Raw genomic sequence first — 15,996 nt, 5'->3', positions numbered from 1 at the left:
TCGCCTTCAGTGAAAGGGGCACCTGCGGTCCTCGATATGGGCAACGAACTCATCGCGAAAATGCGCGAGTGCCGCCCGCAACCCCATCGCCGCCCCGTCACCCAAGGCACAAAACGTATTGCCGAAAATGCCTTTGCAGAGCATCTCCAGCTGCTCCAGATCGCCGGCAGCACCTTCGCCGGCCTCGATCCGGCGCAGGACCTTCACGACCCAGTTCAATCCTTCCCGGCATGGCGTGCACTTGCCGCAGGACTCATGGTGGAAGAACTCGATGATCCGGGTGGCGACCTTGACCATGCAGGTCGAGTCGTCGATCACGATCACGCCGGCCGAACCGAGCATCGAGCCGGCGGCAGCCAGCGAGTCGAAATCCATCCCCACCTCAAGCCCTTGCTCCGGTATTACAGGCGCCGAGACCCCGCCCGGGATCACTGCCTTGATTCTGCGTCCCGGCAGCGCGCCGCCGGCGTGGTTCTCGACCAGTTCGCGCAGCGGTATGCCCATCGGCAGCTCATAGAGGCCGGGTTTGCGCACCTGCCCGCTGAGGCAGTAGAGCTTCGGGCCGGGGCTCTTGTCCGGGCCGATACCCCGAAACCAGTCCGACCCCCGCACAATGATATGCGGCACGCAAGAGAGCGTCTCGACATTGTTGATCACTGTAGGGCTGGCGTAGAGCCCGGCCACGGCCGGAAATGGTGGCTTCAATCGCGGCTGCGCCCGCTTGCCCTCGAGCGACTCGAGCATCGCAGTCTCCTCGCCGCAGATATAGGCGCCGGCGCCGCAGTGAATGTGTACGGCGAAATTGAAATCGGAGCCCAGAATGCGCTTTCCGAGATAGCCCTTTGCGTGGGCCTCGGCGATCGCCTGCTGCAGACGACGGATCGCCGTCACATATTCTCCGCGAATATAGACATAGGCGGTTTCGGCCCCGATCGCGTAGGCACTGACCGCCAGCCCCTCGATCAGTTGATGCGGGTCGCGCTCCATGACGATCCGGTCCTTGAACGTGCCCGGCTCGCCCTCATCGGCGTTGCAGCAGAGATATGTCGGCTTGCCGGTGCGCTTCGGCACGAAACCCCATTTCATGCCCGTAGGGAATCCGGCACCGCCGCGACCGCGCAGGTTGGACCGTTTGACGAGGTCGATAACCTCGTCAGGTGTGTACTCGCGCAGCGCCTTCGCCAGCGCCTGGTAACCGCCGCCAGCCTCGTAGGTCGACACCAAATGACCGTCCGCCACATCGACATTTTTGAGAAGAACCGGCTCGAACATGGCCCTACTCCCCCGGCAGCCGCGCAGCGGCGTGCTCGACGCTTGGCGCTCCCACCGTCGCCCGCAGTCTGTCCAACAGCGCGTTTATCCGCGCCACATCAAGGTTGGCGTGGTAGTGGTCGCCGACCTGCATCACCGGAGCCATCTCGCAGGCGCCGAGGCATTCGACGGTCGAAAGCGTGAACAGCCCGTCAGGGGTGGTGTCGCCTTTCCTGATCCCCAGCACCGTTTCCAGATGGTTTAGCAGGTCCTCTGCTCCGCACAGCATGCAGGAAACATTGTCACAGAGCTGCAGGTGGAACATCCCCACCGGTTCGGTATGGAAGAGAGTGTAGAAGGTCGCCAACTCGTAGACCCAGATCCGCTCGACGCCGAGAATGTCGGCGACCTCTTCCAACACTGGCCCCGGCAGATGGCCATGTTCTTCCTGCGCGATCAGCAGCGCGGGCATGATCGCAGAGCGCTGGTCGGGATAGCGCGCCGCCGCCTCTTCGATCTTTTCGCGCATGGTCATCGCATTCAAATCCTTGCTACTTGTCCACCTCCGCCATCACAGGGTCGAGGCTGCCGAGCACGGCGATCATGTCCGCCAGATAGCGGGCGTTGGTGACCCCGAAGAGGGCCTGAAGATTGACGAACGAGGGTGCCCGCACCTTCATGCGGAACGGTTTTGGCGACCCGTCGCTGATGATGTAGAAGCCAAGCTCGCCCTTTGGCGCTTCGATCGCCGAATAGACCTCGCCCTTCGGCACCTTGAAGCCGTAAGCCGACAGGTCGAAATGCTGGATCAGCGCCTCCATCGAGCAGTGCACCCGATCCTTGTCCAGCGGGAAGGCGATTGTCGGCATGTCGATCTGGAACGGCCCTTCGGGCATCTGGTCGATGCATTGTTCGATAATCCTCATGCTTTCGCGCATCTCGTCGACGCGGCATCGCCAGCGTGCATAGCAATCGCCCTCGTTGCGGGTGATGACGTTGAAATCGAGCCGGTCGTAGATCTCGTAGGGCTCATCGCGCCGGATGTCCCAGTCGACACCTGATGCACGCAGGTTCGGGCCGCTGAGGCCGAGATCGACAGCATCCTCGGCGGAGATCACGCCGATCCCCTTCGTGCGATTGAGAAACACCCGGTTATCTTCGAGCAGTCGCTCATAATCGCGGATCCGGTTCGGGAAGATGTCGCAAAACTCCCGGATCTTGGGGAAGAACCCGTCAGGCAGGTCCTCGCGCACCCCGCCGACCCGGCAGAAGGACGTGTGCATGCGCGCACCGGTGATCATTTCCAGGAGGTCCATGATCATTTCGCGCTCGCGCATGACGTAAAGCAGCGCGGTCATGGCGCCGAGATCCATCGGCAGCGCGCCGGTGATGAGGAGGTGACCGGAGATCCGTGCCAGCTCGGCCATCATCACGCGGATATATTGCGCCCGGATCGGTGCTTCTATGCCGAGGAGTTTCTCCACCGCCAGCGCGAAGGCGAGATTGTTCGAAGGCGGACAGAGATAGTCGAGCCGGTCCGTCAGCGGGAAAATCTGGGTGTAGGTGAAGCTCTCCGCCAGTTTTTCGGTGCCGCGATGGAGATAGCCGATATGCGGATCGACGCGCTCGACGAACTCGCCGTCCAGTTCGAGGACGAGCCGAAGAACCCCATGGGTGCTGGGGTGCTGCGGACCGAGGTTGAGAAGCACTTCCCTGGTATTGAGCGCTTCACCCTCAGGCCTGCTGAGCTCGGTGACTTCGGTCATCTCAACGTTCCGGCGTAGAACGGCCTCCCTTACGGAATGTCCCTGGTGGCAAGGTCGGGCTGCGTTGGCGGCGGACCTTCGGCACCAAAGGGGTTCAACTTGTCCTTATAGCCCCTTAAGGGGAAATCCTTGCGCTGGGGAAAGCCCTCGAAGCCTTCCCACATGTAGATCCGGCGCAGATCGGGATGTCCCTCGAACCGGATGCCATACATGTCCCAGGCCTCGCGCTCATGCCAATTGGCGGTGCGCCAGACTCCCGTGACCGAAGGCACTTCAGGAGGATCGCCAAGCCGGCACTTGATGCGGACCCGCCACCTGTTGGGCAGCGAATAAAGATGGTAGACCGCCTCGAACCGCGGCGTTTCGGGATAATGATCGACCCCGCAAATGTCCGAGAGGAAATTGAATTGCAGCGCCGGATGCGCTTTCAGGAACCGACAGAACTCGACAATCCTTGCGGGCGGAACGGCAAAGGCGTCGATACCGTGCGCAGTGCCGAGGTCCTCGATTGTTTCTCCGAAGCGCTCCATGATCAAAGCGCGATTGAGGGACGGCCCCGCACTCATGACGCTATAACCCGATCCAGAGGTGTGCCGGCGAGCGCCCGGGACCTCTTGATCTTTTCTTGTAGCAGCAGGAAGCCGTGCATCAGCGCCTCGGGACGGGGCGGACAGCCGGGCACATGCACATCGACGGGCACGAAGGTTTCTGATCCCTGCACCACGGCATAGGTGTTGTAGACGCCGCCTGAAATAGCGCAGGTGCCCATTGCGATCACCCAGCGCGGTTCCGGCATCTGGTCATAGAGCCGCCGCACGACGGGCGCGAATTTCCGGGTCACGGTGCCGGCGATGATCATGACGTCGGATTGTCTCGGCGAAGGGCGGAACACCACGCCGAACCGGTCGAGATCGTAGCGGGCGCAGCCGGCCGAGATCATCTCGATGGCGCAGCAGGCAATGCCGAAGGTCTCCGGCCACAGCGCTGACCTCCGGCTCCAACTGATGATGCTGTCGGCCGTGGTGAACAGCACGCTGTCGCGGATCGCGTTGTTTACGCCTCCCATTCCAGCGCTCCTTTCAGCCAGGCGTAGGCGAAGCCCACGATAAGCAGCACCATGAAGATGAACATCTCGACATAGCCGACCAGCCCGATCTCTTTCAGGACGACGGCCCAGGGAAAGAGGAACATCGCTTCGACATCGAAAACGACCAGGAGGATCGCGAGGATGAAGAACGGCACCCTGAAGCGGCCCGCCGCCGCCTCGCCCGCGGCGTCCATGCCGCATTCATAGGGCATGTTCTTGGCGGGGTAGGGATTGGATGGGCGCAGCAGCGAGGAAACGAACAACGTCACCCCCACCACCAGAACGACTCCGGCGACCATGAAAAGAACGGGCAAGAATTCCATTGCAGTCATATCACTGCACCGGTTGCCCACTGACCTCGTTGCGAACCGGTAGATCGGTCACGCCACGGGGCGACTTGGGCAATCCTTCCTCCATCTTCAAGTCTATTCCGTCGGTGTGATCATTGCAAATCCAATCGCTCACCCGCCAAAGACCGAATCTTGGGCAAGCTTCAGAAACCACGACGGAAATAGGCCGATGCCGATGGTGCCGGCGGCGGTGACAGCCAGCGTTACGCGCACCAGGGGCGTCAGCGCCGGGGCGAACGCCCTCTTCGGCTCGCGCATGTAGATCACCATGACGATGCGGATGTAGAAATAGGCAGCGACGGCGCTGAGCAACACTGCGATGACCGCCAGCATGACGAAACCACGCTCGACGAGGGCGACCAGCACGTAAAACTTGGCGAAGAACCCGGCCGTCGGCGGAATGCCGGCCAGCGAGAAGAGATAGAGCAGCATCAGAAGCGCCAGCCCCGGATGTGACTTGGCGAAACCCGCATAGTCTTCGATGACCTCGCCCGAGACATCGTCGTTCCGCATTATGATGACGGCGGCGAAAATGCCGAGATTCGTGAAAGCGTAGATCAGTAGGTAAAGCATCACGCTGGCGATCCCATCGGCACCGCCGGCCGCCACGCCGAAAATGGCGAAGCCGGCATGGGCGATGCTGGAATAGGCCAGGAGGCGCTTGAAATTATCCTGGACCAGCGCCACGAAGCTGCCGAGCGCCATCGTCACCACGGCAATGACGGCGACGATGATCCAGACGTTCGAGGCTGCGACCAGAGGGTTGAGGAACACCCGCAGGATCACCGCGAACCCCGCCGCCTTGGGGCCAACCGACATGAAGGCGGTGATCGTCGTCGGCGCGCCCTCATAGACGTCCGGCAGCCACATATGGAAGGGAACCGCGCCGACCTTGAAGACCAGCCCCGCGACGATGAAGACCACCGCCAGCAGCAATCCGGGATCGAGCGGATCGCCGGTCACCGCCGCAGCCATCCCGTCCAGTTGCGTCGTGCCGGTAAGCCCGTAGATCAGCGAAACGCCGTAAAGGAAAATCCCGGTCGAGACCGCGCCAAGGATCACGTATTTCAGTGCTGCTTCGTTCGACCGCCGCTCGCGCCGCAGGAAGCCGGTCAGCACATAGGTGCAAATTACCATCAGTTCGAGGCCCACATAGATCGACAGGAGATCGGTCGCCGAGGCCATGATCATCATGCCCGAAAGCGCTAGGAGCAGCAGGACATAGTATTCGCTGCTCCCGATCCTTTCGATATCGGCATATTTTCGCGAAAGGAGGAATGTCAGAACGGTGGCAAGATAGAAAACAAACTTGAAGAAGACCGCAAAGCGGTCGGCGATGAACATGCCCGTGTAGGCAGGCCGCACCTCGCTCGCCAGCATGAGTGTCGCCAAGGCGGCAATCAACACGACCGCGACCGACGCCCAGACAAGGAAATGTTCCTGTCCCTTTCGCACAAACTGTCCCAGGATCAGCAGGATGCAGGCGCCGGTGATCACCACGATCTCGGGCAGGCTCGCTAGGGCCGACTGGAAAAGCATGGCGGCGGTCATTGGCCGCTCCCCCTGCTGAGCACGTTCGTCAGCAGATGCTTCACCGAGGCATCGATGATGTTGAGAAAGGGTTTCGGATAGAACCCAACCCAGAGTACGAAGACGGCCAGCGGCAGGATCGCAGCCATCTCACGGGCGTTCACGTCGCGTATCTTCAGCCGGGCGCCGACGCTGGCCGGGCCGAGCGCGACTTTCCCATACATGCCAAGCAGATAGGCAGCCCCGAGTAACGCGCCCAAAACGGCGGCCGCACCTGCGACCAGGTTGGCCGCAAACCCGCCTGACAGCACCAGCAACTCGCCCACGAACGAATTCGTTCCCGGCAGCGCCATCGACGACAGGGTAAAGAGTGCCAGAAACGTGGTGTAGACCGGCGCCACCTTCATCAACCCGCCATAGTCGGCGATGCTGCGGGTATGGGTCCGCTCGTAAATCAGCCCGACGAACAGGAACAGGGCGCCTGTCGTCACGCCATGATTGAACATCTGCAGGATACCGCCCTCGAGCCCGCGGAGGTTCAGTGCAAAAATCCCCAGCGTGACGAAGCCCATGTGGCTGATGCTGGAATAGGCCACCAGCTTCTTCAGATCGTCCTGCGCCAGCGCGAGCAACCCGCCATAGACGATCGCAAGCACCGAAAGCGCCAGCATCAGCGTCGAATAATACATCGATGCCTCCGGCAGCATCGGCAGCGAGAACCGCAGGAATCCGTAGGCGCCCATCTTTAGGAGCACGCCGGCGAGGATAATGCTGCCCGCCGTCGGCGCCTGCACATGGGCGTCCGGCAGCCAGGTATGGACCGGCACCATCGGCACCTTGACCGCAAAAGCGATCAGGAAGGCGAAGAACAGCCAGGACTGGACCCGGAACGGTAACTCCTGTTCCGTCAAAGCGAGAATATCGAAGGTCCTGCCACCGTAGAAATAGAGCACGATGACACCGATCAGGAACAGCAGGCTGCCCGCCAGCGTGTAGAGGAAAAACTTGATCGCCGCATAGACCCGACCCTCGCCGCCCCAGACGCCGATGATGAGGTACATCGGGATCAGCATCGCCTCCCAAAAGACGTAGAAAAGGAACAGATCGAGCGCGCAGAAGACCCCGAGCATCAGCGCCTGCATGGAGAGCAGGCAGATCATGAATTCCTTCACCTTTCGGTCGATCGCGACCCAGGAGGCGAGCACGCAGATCGACCCCAACAGTGCGGTCAGGAACACGAAGAGCGCGCTTACTCCGTCGATGCCAAGCGCATAATTGATCCCGAGCGCGGGCACCCACGGGCGCGTCTCGGTGAACTGCATGGCATGGGTCGTAATGTCGAAGCCGACCAGCATGGCGATGCAGAGAGCAAGGTCGAGGACGGTGAAAGAGAGCGCAGTCCACCGCGCCGCATCGTCACCGCGCAGGAACATCAGAACCGCGGCCCCGGCGACGGGTGTGAATATGATGAAGCTGAGGAGCGGGAAGCCCATGGCACGCCCTACCGCCACGCCACGACGAAGACGGCGGTGGCTGCGATCAGACCGACGACCATCGCCAGCACGTAATGGGTCACGACACCCGTCTGGAGCCGCCTGAGCCGCCCGCCGCCGTGCAGGATCGAGTGGGCAATGCCATTCACGACGGCATCGACGCCGGCGAGATCGAGCCGGAGTCCTGCCCGCGCCGCGCCATGCAGCAAGGGTAGCGCCGCGGTCTCGGAGACGTTGCTCACCGACTGCTCATAGCGCGCCAGCGGCCTTTCGGCGAGCCACATGAAGGCCTGCGCACCCTTGCGATAAAACCAGTCGGTATCGAGGCTGATCGTCTTCTCGGGATCGAGCGCCCAGAGGAACAGCACGAACCCCAGGGCGGTGAACATCAGCAGCCCGAGGCTCTCCATGACATGCAGGCCCGTATAGGGTTCGAAATCCACCGGATAGGGCAGAAGCGCATAAAGCGGCTGGGGGAATACCCCGATCGCAATACAGAGCACCGCCGCCATGCCCATGGCAATCAGCATGTTGCGCGGCGGCTCCCGTGCCTCCAATTTCCGGTCCGTCCCGAAGAACATGTAATAGGGAAGCTTGAGGCCGGTGTGCAGGAACGTCCCGGACGATGCCATCGTCAGCGCCAGCACCACCAGCGCGCGGTGATCCGCTCCTGCGGCCGCTATCACCATCGATTTGGTGACGAAACCCGAGAAGAACGGGAACGCAGAGATCGCGAAGGCGCCGACCATGTAAAGCGCCACGGTCAATGGCATCGTCTTGTAAAGCCCGCCGAGTTCGGTGAGCTTGCGCCGGCCGGTGACGTAGATGACGGCCCCGGCACCCATGAACAGCAGCGCCTTGTAGAGGATATGCGCGAAAGCGTGGCTGGCCGCTCCGTTCACCGCCATCTCGGTCCCGATGCCGATACCCGCGATCATGTAGCCCACCTGGCTGACGATGTGATAGGCGAGAAGCCGTCGGCAATCATTCTCCAGCACCGCGTAGATGACGCCGTAGAGCGCCATGATGGTGCCGAGCCAGACGAGGAGCTCGGTCCCCGGAAACGCCCGCGCCAGCACATAGACGGCGGTCTTGGTGGTAAACGCGCTCATGAACACCGCCCCGGTGACGGTCGCCTCCGGATAGGCATCGGTCAGCCAGGCATTGAGCGGCGGCACGGCCGCGTTGAGGATGAAGCCGGAAAGGATCAGGTAGTCGCCGACCTCCATTCCCCCATTGGTGAGCCCCCCCGCGATCGGGCCGAAAAGCAGTGATCCGGTGGCGAGCCCGTGGGAAATGATGCCACCGAGCAGGACGACGCCGCCGGCGATATGGACCATGAGATAGCGGAAGCCGGCCCGGATCGCCGGCCCATCACGCTGCGCGAAGACCAGATAGGCGGAGGCGAATGCCATGCCCTCCCAGAACAGGTAGAGGGTCAGGTAGTCACCGGCAAACACCACGCCAAGCGCGCTGCCGACATAGACGAATGCAGCCACGTGCTGGCCGGCATCCGTCAGGTGCAGCGCGTAGACCATGCCGATCAGCGCCATGATGGTGAAAACGGTGGCGAAGACGATGCTGAGCTTATCCACCTTCGCGATCAGGATCTCCTGCCCGATGAACCGCGCTTCGCCATAGCTGCCCGGCTCCATCGCAAGCACGGCAAGGATCGCCAGCGCAGGGATCAGAAGCAGATAGGCCTTGCGGACCGACCCGCTGAGGAACGGGATCGGCAGGGCGCCGGGAATAAAGAGCAGAGCCGGATGGATGAAGTCAGTCATAATAGTCCTCGCGCCGCATCAGCCCGACCCGATGGCCGAGAAACTTGGAAACGAAGATCAGCAGGACGCAGGAGACGAAGCCGTAGACGGCCGACCAGCCCGGTAGGCTGTCCCACAGATATTCGGCGTGTTCGCGCAAGACCAGAAAGTCGGCGACGACGATCAGAACGAGCACAAGGTAGAACAGTCGGCGGCGAGGTCTCGCATATTGCTCGTCACCAAAGAAGTCGACGACACGCTTGATCATTGGATCACTCCGTCTGCCAGGGTGAGAAAATAGCCCGGGAAAATGCCCATCAGCACCGACAGGATTGCCGTCGCGACCAGCGGAATCGTGACCAACGGAATTTCACGGACCGTGGTCCGGCTCTCCTGTCTCTCAGCCTGGAAGAAGGCGGCATAGCTGATCGGCAGGAAATAGGCGGCGTTCAGGATCGAGCTCACCAGGAGCACGACCAGGAACACGGTCTCTCTCGCCGCCACGGCGCCCTCCGCCAGATACCACTTGCTGACGAAGCCCGCGGTCGGCGGTATCCCGATCATACTGAGCGAAGCGACGAAAAATGCCCCCATCGTCCAGGGCAGCCTGCGGCCGATACCGGCCATGTCGCTGATGTTACGCTTGCCGGACGCGCAATAGATCGACCCGGCGCAGAAAAAGAGCGTGATCTTGGAGAATGCGTGCGCCGCGATGTGGATGATCCCGCCAACCATCGCGACCGGCGACAACAGAGCCGCGCCCAGCACGATGTAGGAAAGCTGGCTGACCGTCGAATAGGCGAGCCTGGCCTTCAGGTCGTCCCGCGTCAAGGCGTAAACCGACGCCATCAGGATCGTGAACGAAGCCAGATAGGCCGTGGCGATGCCGAGGCCCAGCCCGCCTACCAGCCCGGTGCCGAAGACATGGAACACCACCCGCAGCACGCAGAACACGCCCATCTTGACCACTGCCACTGCGTGTAAAAGTGCGCTAACCGGTGTCGGCGCGACCATCGCGGCGGGCAGCCAGGCGTGCATCGGCATCACAGCGGCCTTGGCAAAGCCGAAAAGATAGCAGAAATAGACGACCGTCAGCAGCGCCGCCGGGGCATCGCTCCCGGCCAGCAGTCCCCCCGCGACAAAGTCGAGCGACCCCGCAATATGGTAGGTCAGCGCCAGTGCGGCGAGCAGCGCGCTTTTCGAGGCGCCCATCAGATAGACGAGGTACTTGTGGCTGCCCCTCCATCCCTCTTCGTCCTCGTGGTGGTAGACGAGCGGATAGGTAACGAGGCTGAGCACTTCGTAGAAGATCACCAGTGTAAATAGATTGGCGGCGAAGGCGCCACCGGCGGCGGCCGCAAGACTGCTGGCGAAGCAGGCGAAGAACCGGGTTTGGGCATGCTCGTTCAAATGCCGCATGTAGCCGATGGAATAGATCGCCGCCACGATCCACAGCAGCGACGAGACGGTGGCAAACACCATGCCGAGCGCATCGACCCGGAAAGCAAAGTCAATCCCCGGCAGAATCTCGAACAGGCGCAATTCGACCGTCCCGCCCGCCAGCACCGTGGGCGCCATCGACACGACAATCGCGAACATGGCGATCGCGGCCAACGGCGAGACCAGATCGCGAAGTTTTTCGCGGTTGTTCAAAAGGAGAACTGCAAGGGCCGCCAGACCGGCGACGGTGATGGCAAGCAACGGCCGGATCGATACAACCGGGTCCAAAGCCGCTATCCTTTCATCACCGTGACGTCGTCGACCCTGAGGGTGGATTTGTTCCTCACGAGGGCGACCAGGATACCGAGGGCAACGGCAACCTCTGCCGCGGTGATTGCGATGACGAAGATCGCGAAGATCTGCCCGCGGAGATCGGCGTGGTAACGCCCGAAAGCGATGAAATTGATGTTGACCGAGTTGAGCAGCAGCTCCAGCGACATCAGGACGACGAGAATATTCCGCCTGAGCAGCACGCCCGCCGCTCCGATCACGAACAGGACCACGCCGAGCACAATATACCACCAGAGCGGAACCATCACCCCTGCTCCTTCCGCGCCAGCATGATGGCGCCGACCAAGGCCGCCAGCAGGATTACGGAGGCGGTTTCAAACGGCAGGAGATAGTCGGCGAAAAGTGCTGTGCCAAGCTGCCTGACGTCGTCGCCGCCGCTGATAGTGACGGGCTGCATGACCGAAAAGCGATCGCTCCAGAGCACCAGCACGAGTATCTCGACCCCGAGCAGGACGAGCAGTACCAGAGCCGGGAGGTTTCCGCCCGGCAAGAACCGCTGCAACACGGCTTCGCGCACATCGATCATCATGATCACGAACAGGAACAGGACCATGATCGCGCCGACATAAACGAAGATCTGGATGACCGCGAGCAACGGTGCCTCGAGCAAGACGAAGATGGCCGAGACCTGCAGGAAACACGCCATCAGCGCCAATGCGCTGTGAACCGGATTGCGCGCCAGAACCATCGTCAGGGCCGTGATCACGGATACCGTAGCGAACAGAAGAAAGAACCCCTGATCCATCGACGCCGACCCTCCGGCGCGAACTGTCACTCGGCGTGAGATGGCCGGATTTGAGATTGCGCCGCAACTTCAGATGCCTTCGCAAATTGTGCCCTACTATCGGATTTTTCACAAGATTTTTGTCATCGGCGGAGCAAAACCAGGCCAGTCCGGATGTGGCGACATGCGTGTTGGGATCGCCGTGGCTGGTGAAGAAACTTCTGCCTTATCTTTTGGCAAATCCAGCCTATATTAGAGTACATGAATATTGATCGGGTGACCATGCGGCCCCGGAGGTTTTGCCGAGAGGCAATCCGTATTTTCGCTTTGGCATTGATCTGGGGTTCGGCATTCCTGTTTTCCGTCGCCTCGACAGCGGGCTCGGAACGCGTCGCTTTACTGCTGCAATTGAATGGCGCCGTCAGCCCGGCGTCCGCCGACTATGTGATCCGCGGCATCCAGCTTGCCAACGATCGTAAAGTGGCGTTGATCGTCCTGCAAATGGATACGCCCGGCGGTCTCGATACCTCGATGCGGGACATCGTTCGCGCAATCCTCGCCTCGTCTGTGCCGGTCGCGAGCTACGTGGCTCCGAGCGGCGCCCGCGCGGCCAGTGCCGGCACCTACATCCTCTATGCCAGTCATATCGCCGCCATGGCGCCGGGTACCAATCTGGGCGCCGCAACGCCCATTGCTCTCGGTGGGAGCGGACAAGACAACGGCCAGAACGGCGACAGCAAGGAGCAACAGTCACGCAACGCTGCAGAGGCAAAGGCCGTGAACGACGCTGCTGCCTATCTTCGGGGGCTGGCCGAGTTGCGCAATCGCAACGCCGACTGGGCGGAAAAGGCGGTACGCGACGCGGCCAGCCTCTCATCGACTGCGGCCGAACGCGAAAAAGTCATCGATTTCGTCGCACTCACCGTCGACGAGCTGATGGCGAAAGCCAACGGTCGCACGGTACGGGCAGGAGGAGCGGACATCCGGCTTGATACGACTGATCTCGCTGTCCAGAGCATCGAGCCTGACTGGAGAACACGCCTGCTTTCGGTGATCGCCGACCCGAATGTCGCACTCATCCTGATGGTCATCGGCATTTACGGCCTGATATTCGAGTTTCTTACGCCCGGAGCGGTTATCCCGGGAATGGTCGGCGGCATCTGCCTGCTGCTCGGTCTCTACGCCCTGGCAATGCTGCCGGTCAGCTATGCCGGCGTCGGCCTCATCGTGCTTGCGGTTGCTCTCTTGGTCGCGGAGGCGCATGCACCGACATTCGGCGTCCTCGGCCTCGGCGGTGCGGTCGCCCTCGTCCTGGGCGCAACCATCCTCTTCGATACGGATGTGCCCGATCTGAAAGTGAGCCGTCAGGTCCTGGTTGGTATCGGTGTTTCAGCCCTTGCCTTCAGCCTCATCGTCGTTCGCCTTGCCTTCGGCGCGCGCCGGCGTGCCGTGGTGACCGGTGCGGAGCAGATGATCGGCATCTCAGGGAAAGTCTCCAGTTGGACGGGCACGACCGGCTACATTGTCACGCATGGAGAGCGCTGGAGCGCCGCCTCCGCCGAACCGCTCACGGACGGAGACGAGGTGACGGTCATTGCCAGAAATGGGTTAACCCTCGAGGTCACCCGTGATCCCCGCAAGAATCGGGGACCTGAAGAAAGCAAGGAGAAGCTGAGATGACCATGATTGGAGGTTTCATCTTCTATATCGTCGCAGTTGTCCTGTTGCTGATCACCCTGGCGAGCGCGATCAAGATCTTGCGCGAGTATCAGCGGGCGGTCGTCTTTACACTCGGCCGATTTACCGGCGTGAAAGGCCCTGGATTGATCCTGCTTGTCCCTTACGTACAGCAAATGGTGCGGGTCGACCTGCGCACGCGCGTGCTCGACGTCCCCAGCCAGGACGTCATCTCCCATGACAACGTTTCGGTTCGCGTGAGCGCGGTGATTTACTTCAGGGTCATCGATCCGGAGAAGTCGGTGATTCAGGTCGAGGATTTCATGGCAGCCACGAGCCAGCTTGCCCAAACGACGTTGCGCTCGGTGCTCGGCAAGCACGATCTCGACGAGATGCTCGCGGAACGCGACAGGCTCAACGAAGATATCCAGAGAATGCTCGACGCCCAAACGGATGCGTGGGGCATCAAAGTGGCCAATGTTGAGATCAAGCATGTCGACATTAACGAGTCGATGATCCGTGCGATTGCCCGGCAAGCCGAGGCAGAACGCGAGCGGCGTGCAAAAATCATCAACGCCGAGGGCGAGCAGCAGGCCGCGGCAAAGCTGGTGGAAGCGGCGGAAATGCTGGCCAGACAACCGATGTCAATGCAACTGCGCTACTTGAGCACGCTGAACGTTATTGCCGGGGAAAACAATTCGACGATCGTATTTCCGTTCCCCATGGAACTCATTCATCTCCTGGACGGCAAGGCCGACAAGCCAACGGAATGAGCAACGGCACCCCCTCTTCGTTCAGTGATGAAACAACGTGACATCGCCGTGGGGAAAGCTCCGCGGCGGCAGCCATCGCGAACGTTCTTCCCAAGCGGGTTCTGAGGGCAGGTCGTGAGAGTTGTTTGCAGCCAGGCACGGAAGCCTGAGCGCCGGCAAACTGGCGGCGCGGCCATCATCTCGATCGGGATACCGGCGATGGTCGGGGAGCGCCTGTTCGGCGCTCCCCGGAGAATTACGCGGCCAGCGCGCCGCTTTTCTTGGCGGTCCAGGTCGCGATGTAGTCCATCAGGCCGGGCGAGAGGCAATCATAAGGCTCCAGGCCCGATGCCTTCAGCTGCGCTCTGACGGCGTCCATCTTGGCCGGATCGAAGCCGCTTTCGATGATCGACGATACGAAGGCCGCAAAGCCCGGCTTTGCCCAGCCGCTTTCCTGGAAGCGCTCCGGATGGACGAAGGACAATCCCTGGAAGGGATGTTCGCGCTCGACGGGGCCGTACATATGCACGCCGCATTCCTTGCAGGCGTGCCGCTGGATCAAGGCCGCGGCATCGACGACCGCGAGCTTGTTGCCGTTTTCGAGGACTTCGACGCTTTCGGTCGGCGCCACCGCCACCACCGAAAAGACGGCGCCCTCGGGCTTCCAGCACTTAGTGCAGCCGCAGGCGTGGTTGTGGGCGATATCGCCCTTGATCCTGACCTTGACGGGATTGCTCGTGCATTTGCACACGAGCGTCCCGCCTGCAAAGGCAGCGTCAGTCGCTCGAAAGCCTGAATCCACCGCCGGATGAATGGCTATGCTGCTCATTGATTTTCTCCTTCCCTCCCTGGCCGTTTGCGTTATGCCCGGCCGAGCTCTGCAAACTAATTTCCCAACCTCTGCGCATGCCAGTGCAGATGGTCTTCCATGAATGTCGAAATGAAGAAGTAGGAATGGCCGTAGCCTTCCTGCATGCGAAGCGTGAGGTCGATGCCGGCAGCGTCGCAGGCTTGCCTGAGTTCGTCGGGACGCAACCCATCTTCCAGGAAGCTATCCGCCGTTCCCTGGTCGACGAACAGTTCGGGCAGGCGATGCCCGTCTTCGATCAGCGAGCAGGCGTCATAGGCCCGCCAGGTTTTTTCGTCGGCGCCGAGATATTTCCGGAAGGCCGGTTTCGACCAGCCGGAGACCGAGGGATGGCTGATCGGCGCGAAGGCCGAGCAGCTCCGGAAGCGGCCGGGGTTCTTGAGCGCGATGGTGATCGCGCCATGGCCGCCCATCGAATGGCCGAAGATTGCCTGGCGCTCCATGTCGACGGGAAATTCCGCGGCAAGCAGGCGCGGCAGCTCGTCGGTGATGTAGCTGGACATGCGATAATTCGCTGCATAGGGCGGCTCGGTGGCGTCGACGTAGAAGCCCGCCCCCTTGCCGAACTGCCAGTTGTCGGCCTCGTCGGGAACATGGTCCCCGCGGGGGCTGGTGTCCGGGCAGACGATGATCAGCCCGAGCTCGGCGGCAAGCCGCCGATACTCGCCCTTGTCCATGACATTGGCATGTGTGCACGTCAGGCCGGACAGATACCACAGCACCGGCAGCTTGCGCTCGGCGGCCTGCGGCGGCACGAACACCGCGAAGGTCATGTCGCAGTCGCAGGCCTCGGAGCGCTCGACGTAGATGCCCTGAGTGCCGCCGTAAGACTTATCGGTCGAGATCGTCTTCATCGCTTAATACACGACCACGCCGCGGATGCTTTCGCCCTTATGCATCAGCTCGAAGCCCTTGTTGATGTCTTCGAGCGGCATGGTGTGGGT

17 protein-coding genes are annotated in these 15,996 nt (G+C 61.5%); 2 read left to right on the top strand and 15 right to left on the bottom strand.

Annotation, left to right across the window (positions count from 1 at the left end; genetic code table 11):
* Positions 1-6: 6 nt before the first annotated feature.
* The 13 genes from nuoF to CO666_RS29720 all read right to left on the bottom strand — a co-directional run bounded on the left by nuoF (position 7) and on the right by CO666_RS29720 (position 11,776).
* Positions 7-1,272, bottom strand: a complete 1,266-nt coding sequence (gene nuoF, locus CO666_RS29780) for an NADH-quinone oxidoreductase subunit NuoF (protein ID WP_097615614.1) — start codon at positions 1,270-1,272, stop codon at positions 7-9.
* Between the two features lie 4 nt (positions 1,273-1,276).
* A complete protein-coding gene (nuoE, locus tag CO666_RS29775; protein ID WP_097615644.1) occupies positions 1,277-1,786 on the bottom strand; it encodes an NADH-quinone oxidoreductase subunit NuoE in 510 nt (169 codons plus the stop codon).
* A gap of 16 nt (positions 1,787-1,802) precedes the next feature.
* On the bottom strand, positions 1,803-3,017 hold the full coding sequence (nuoD, locus tag CO666_RS29770; RefSeq protein ID WP_097615613.1) for an NADH dehydrogenase (quinone) subunit D: 1,215 nt from the start codon (positions 3,015-3,017) through the stop codon (positions 1,803-1,805).
* Between the two features lie 29 nt (positions 3,018-3,046).
* Positions 3,047-3,583 (bottom strand): NADH-quinone oxidoreductase subunit C, encoded by a 537-nt coding sequence (locus CO666_RS29765; protein WP_097615612.1) that lies wholly within the window; start codon positions 3,581-3,583, stop codon positions 3,047-3,049.
* Positions 3,580-4,083 (bottom strand): NuoB/complex I 20 kDa subunit family protein, encoded by a 504-nt coding sequence (locus tag CO666_RS29760; RefSeq protein ID WP_003582024.1) that lies wholly within the window; start codon positions 4,081-4,083, stop codon positions 3,580-3,582. Before CO666_RS29760 ends, CO666_RS29765 begins: the two co-directional genes overlap by 4 nt.
* Positions 4,071-4,436, bottom strand: a complete 366-nt coding sequence (locus CO666_RS29755) for an NADH-quinone oxidoreductase subunit A (protein WP_097615611.1) — start codon at positions 4,434-4,436, stop codon at positions 4,071-4,073. Before CO666_RS29755 ends, CO666_RS29760 begins: the two co-directional genes overlap by 13 nt.
* A 129-nt stretch (positions 4,437-4,565) precedes the next feature.
* Positions 4,566-6,005 carry an NADH-quinone oxidoreductase subunit N gene (locus CO666_RS29750; RefSeq protein WP_097615610.1) on the bottom strand — a complete coding sequence of 480 codons (1,440 nt, stop codon included), beginning with the start codon at positions 6,003-6,005 and terminating at the stop codon, positions 4,566-4,568.
* Positions 6,002-7,477 (bottom strand): NADH-quinone oxidoreductase subunit M, encoded by a 1,476-nt coding sequence (locus tag CO666_RS29745; protein WP_097615609.1) that lies wholly within the window; start codon positions 7,475-7,477, stop codon positions 6,002-6,004. The genes CO666_RS29750 and CO666_RS29745 overlap by 4 nt, the downstream gene beginning before the upstream one ends.
* Positions 7,478-7,485: 8 nt before the next feature.
* The gene (locus tag CO666_RS29740) at positions 7,486-9,261 is read right to left on the bottom strand and encodes a Na(+)/H(+) antiporter subunit D (RefSeq protein ID WP_097615608.1); all 1,776 of its coding nucleotides are present in this window, start codon (positions 9,259-9,261) and stop codon (positions 7,486-7,488) included.
* On the bottom strand, positions 9,254-9,508 hold the full coding sequence (locus tag CO666_RS29735; protein ID WP_097615607.1) for a hypothetical protein: 255 nt from the start codon (positions 9,506-9,508) through the stop codon (positions 9,254-9,256). Before CO666_RS29735 ends, CO666_RS29740 begins: the two co-directional genes overlap by 8 nt.
* Positions 9,505-10,968 (bottom strand): monovalent cation/H+ antiporter subunit D family protein, encoded by a 1,464-nt coding sequence (locus CO666_RS29730; RefSeq protein ID WP_097615606.1) that lies wholly within the window; start codon positions 10,966-10,968, stop codon positions 9,505-9,507. The genes CO666_RS29735 and CO666_RS29730 overlap by 4 nt, the downstream gene beginning before the upstream one ends.
* A gap of 5 nt (positions 10,969-10,973) precedes the next feature.
* Positions 10,974-11,276: an NADH-quinone oxidoreductase subunit NuoK gene (gene nuoK / locus CO666_RS29725; RefSeq protein WP_097615605.1), complete on the bottom strand. Its 303-nt coding sequence runs from the start codon at positions 11,274-11,276 to the stop codon at positions 10,974-10,976.
* Positions 11,276-11,776: an NADH-quinone oxidoreductase subunit J gene (locus CO666_RS29720; protein WP_097615604.1), complete on the bottom strand. Its 501-nt coding sequence runs from the start codon at positions 11,774-11,776 to the stop codon at positions 11,276-11,278. The genes nuoK and CO666_RS29720 overlap by 1 nt, the downstream gene beginning before the upstream one ends.
* A 240-nt stretch (positions 11,777-12,016) precedes the next feature.
* Here CO666_RS29720 and CO666_RS29715 point away from each other — a divergent pair, with 240 nt between their 5' ends.
* Both CO666_RS29715 and CO666_RS29710 read left to right on the top strand, forming a co-directional pair.
* On the top strand, positions 12,017-13,435 hold the full coding sequence (locus tag CO666_RS29715) for an NfeD family protein (RefSeq protein WP_245436889.1): 1,419 nt from the start codon (positions 12,017-12,019) through the stop codon (positions 13,433-13,435).
* Positions 13,432-14,205, top strand: coding sequence for a slipin family protein (locus tag CO666_RS29710; protein ID WP_097615602.1), 774 nt, complete (start codon positions 13,432-13,434; stop codon positions 14,203-14,205). Before CO666_RS29715 ends, CO666_RS29710 begins: the two co-directional genes overlap by 4 nt.
* 235 nt (positions 14,206-14,440) lie before the next feature.
* On the opposite strand, the gene gfa is transcribed toward CO666_RS29710, so the two are convergent.
* Both gfa and fghA read right to left on the bottom strand, forming a co-directional pair.
* Positions 14,441-15,013, bottom strand: coding sequence for an S-(hydroxymethyl)glutathione synthase (gene gfa, locus CO666_RS29705; protein WP_097615601.1), 573 nt, complete (start codon positions 15,011-15,013; stop codon positions 14,441-14,443).
* 56 nt (positions 15,014-15,069) lie between these two features.
* Positions 15,070-15,906, bottom strand: a complete 837-nt coding sequence (gene fghA / locus CO666_RS29700) for an S-formylglutathione hydrolase (RefSeq protein WP_097615600.1) — start codon at positions 15,904-15,906, stop codon at positions 15,070-15,072.
* Between the last annotated feature and the right edge of the window lie 90 nt (positions 15,907-15,996).

Source organism: Rhizobium chutanense (assembly GCF_002531935.1).
Taxonomy (GTDB): domain Bacteria; phylum Pseudomonadota; class Alphaproteobacteria; order Rhizobiales; family Rhizobiaceae; genus Rhizobium; species Rhizobium chutanense.
This window is presented reverse-complemented; position numbering and strand designations above follow the sequence as displayed.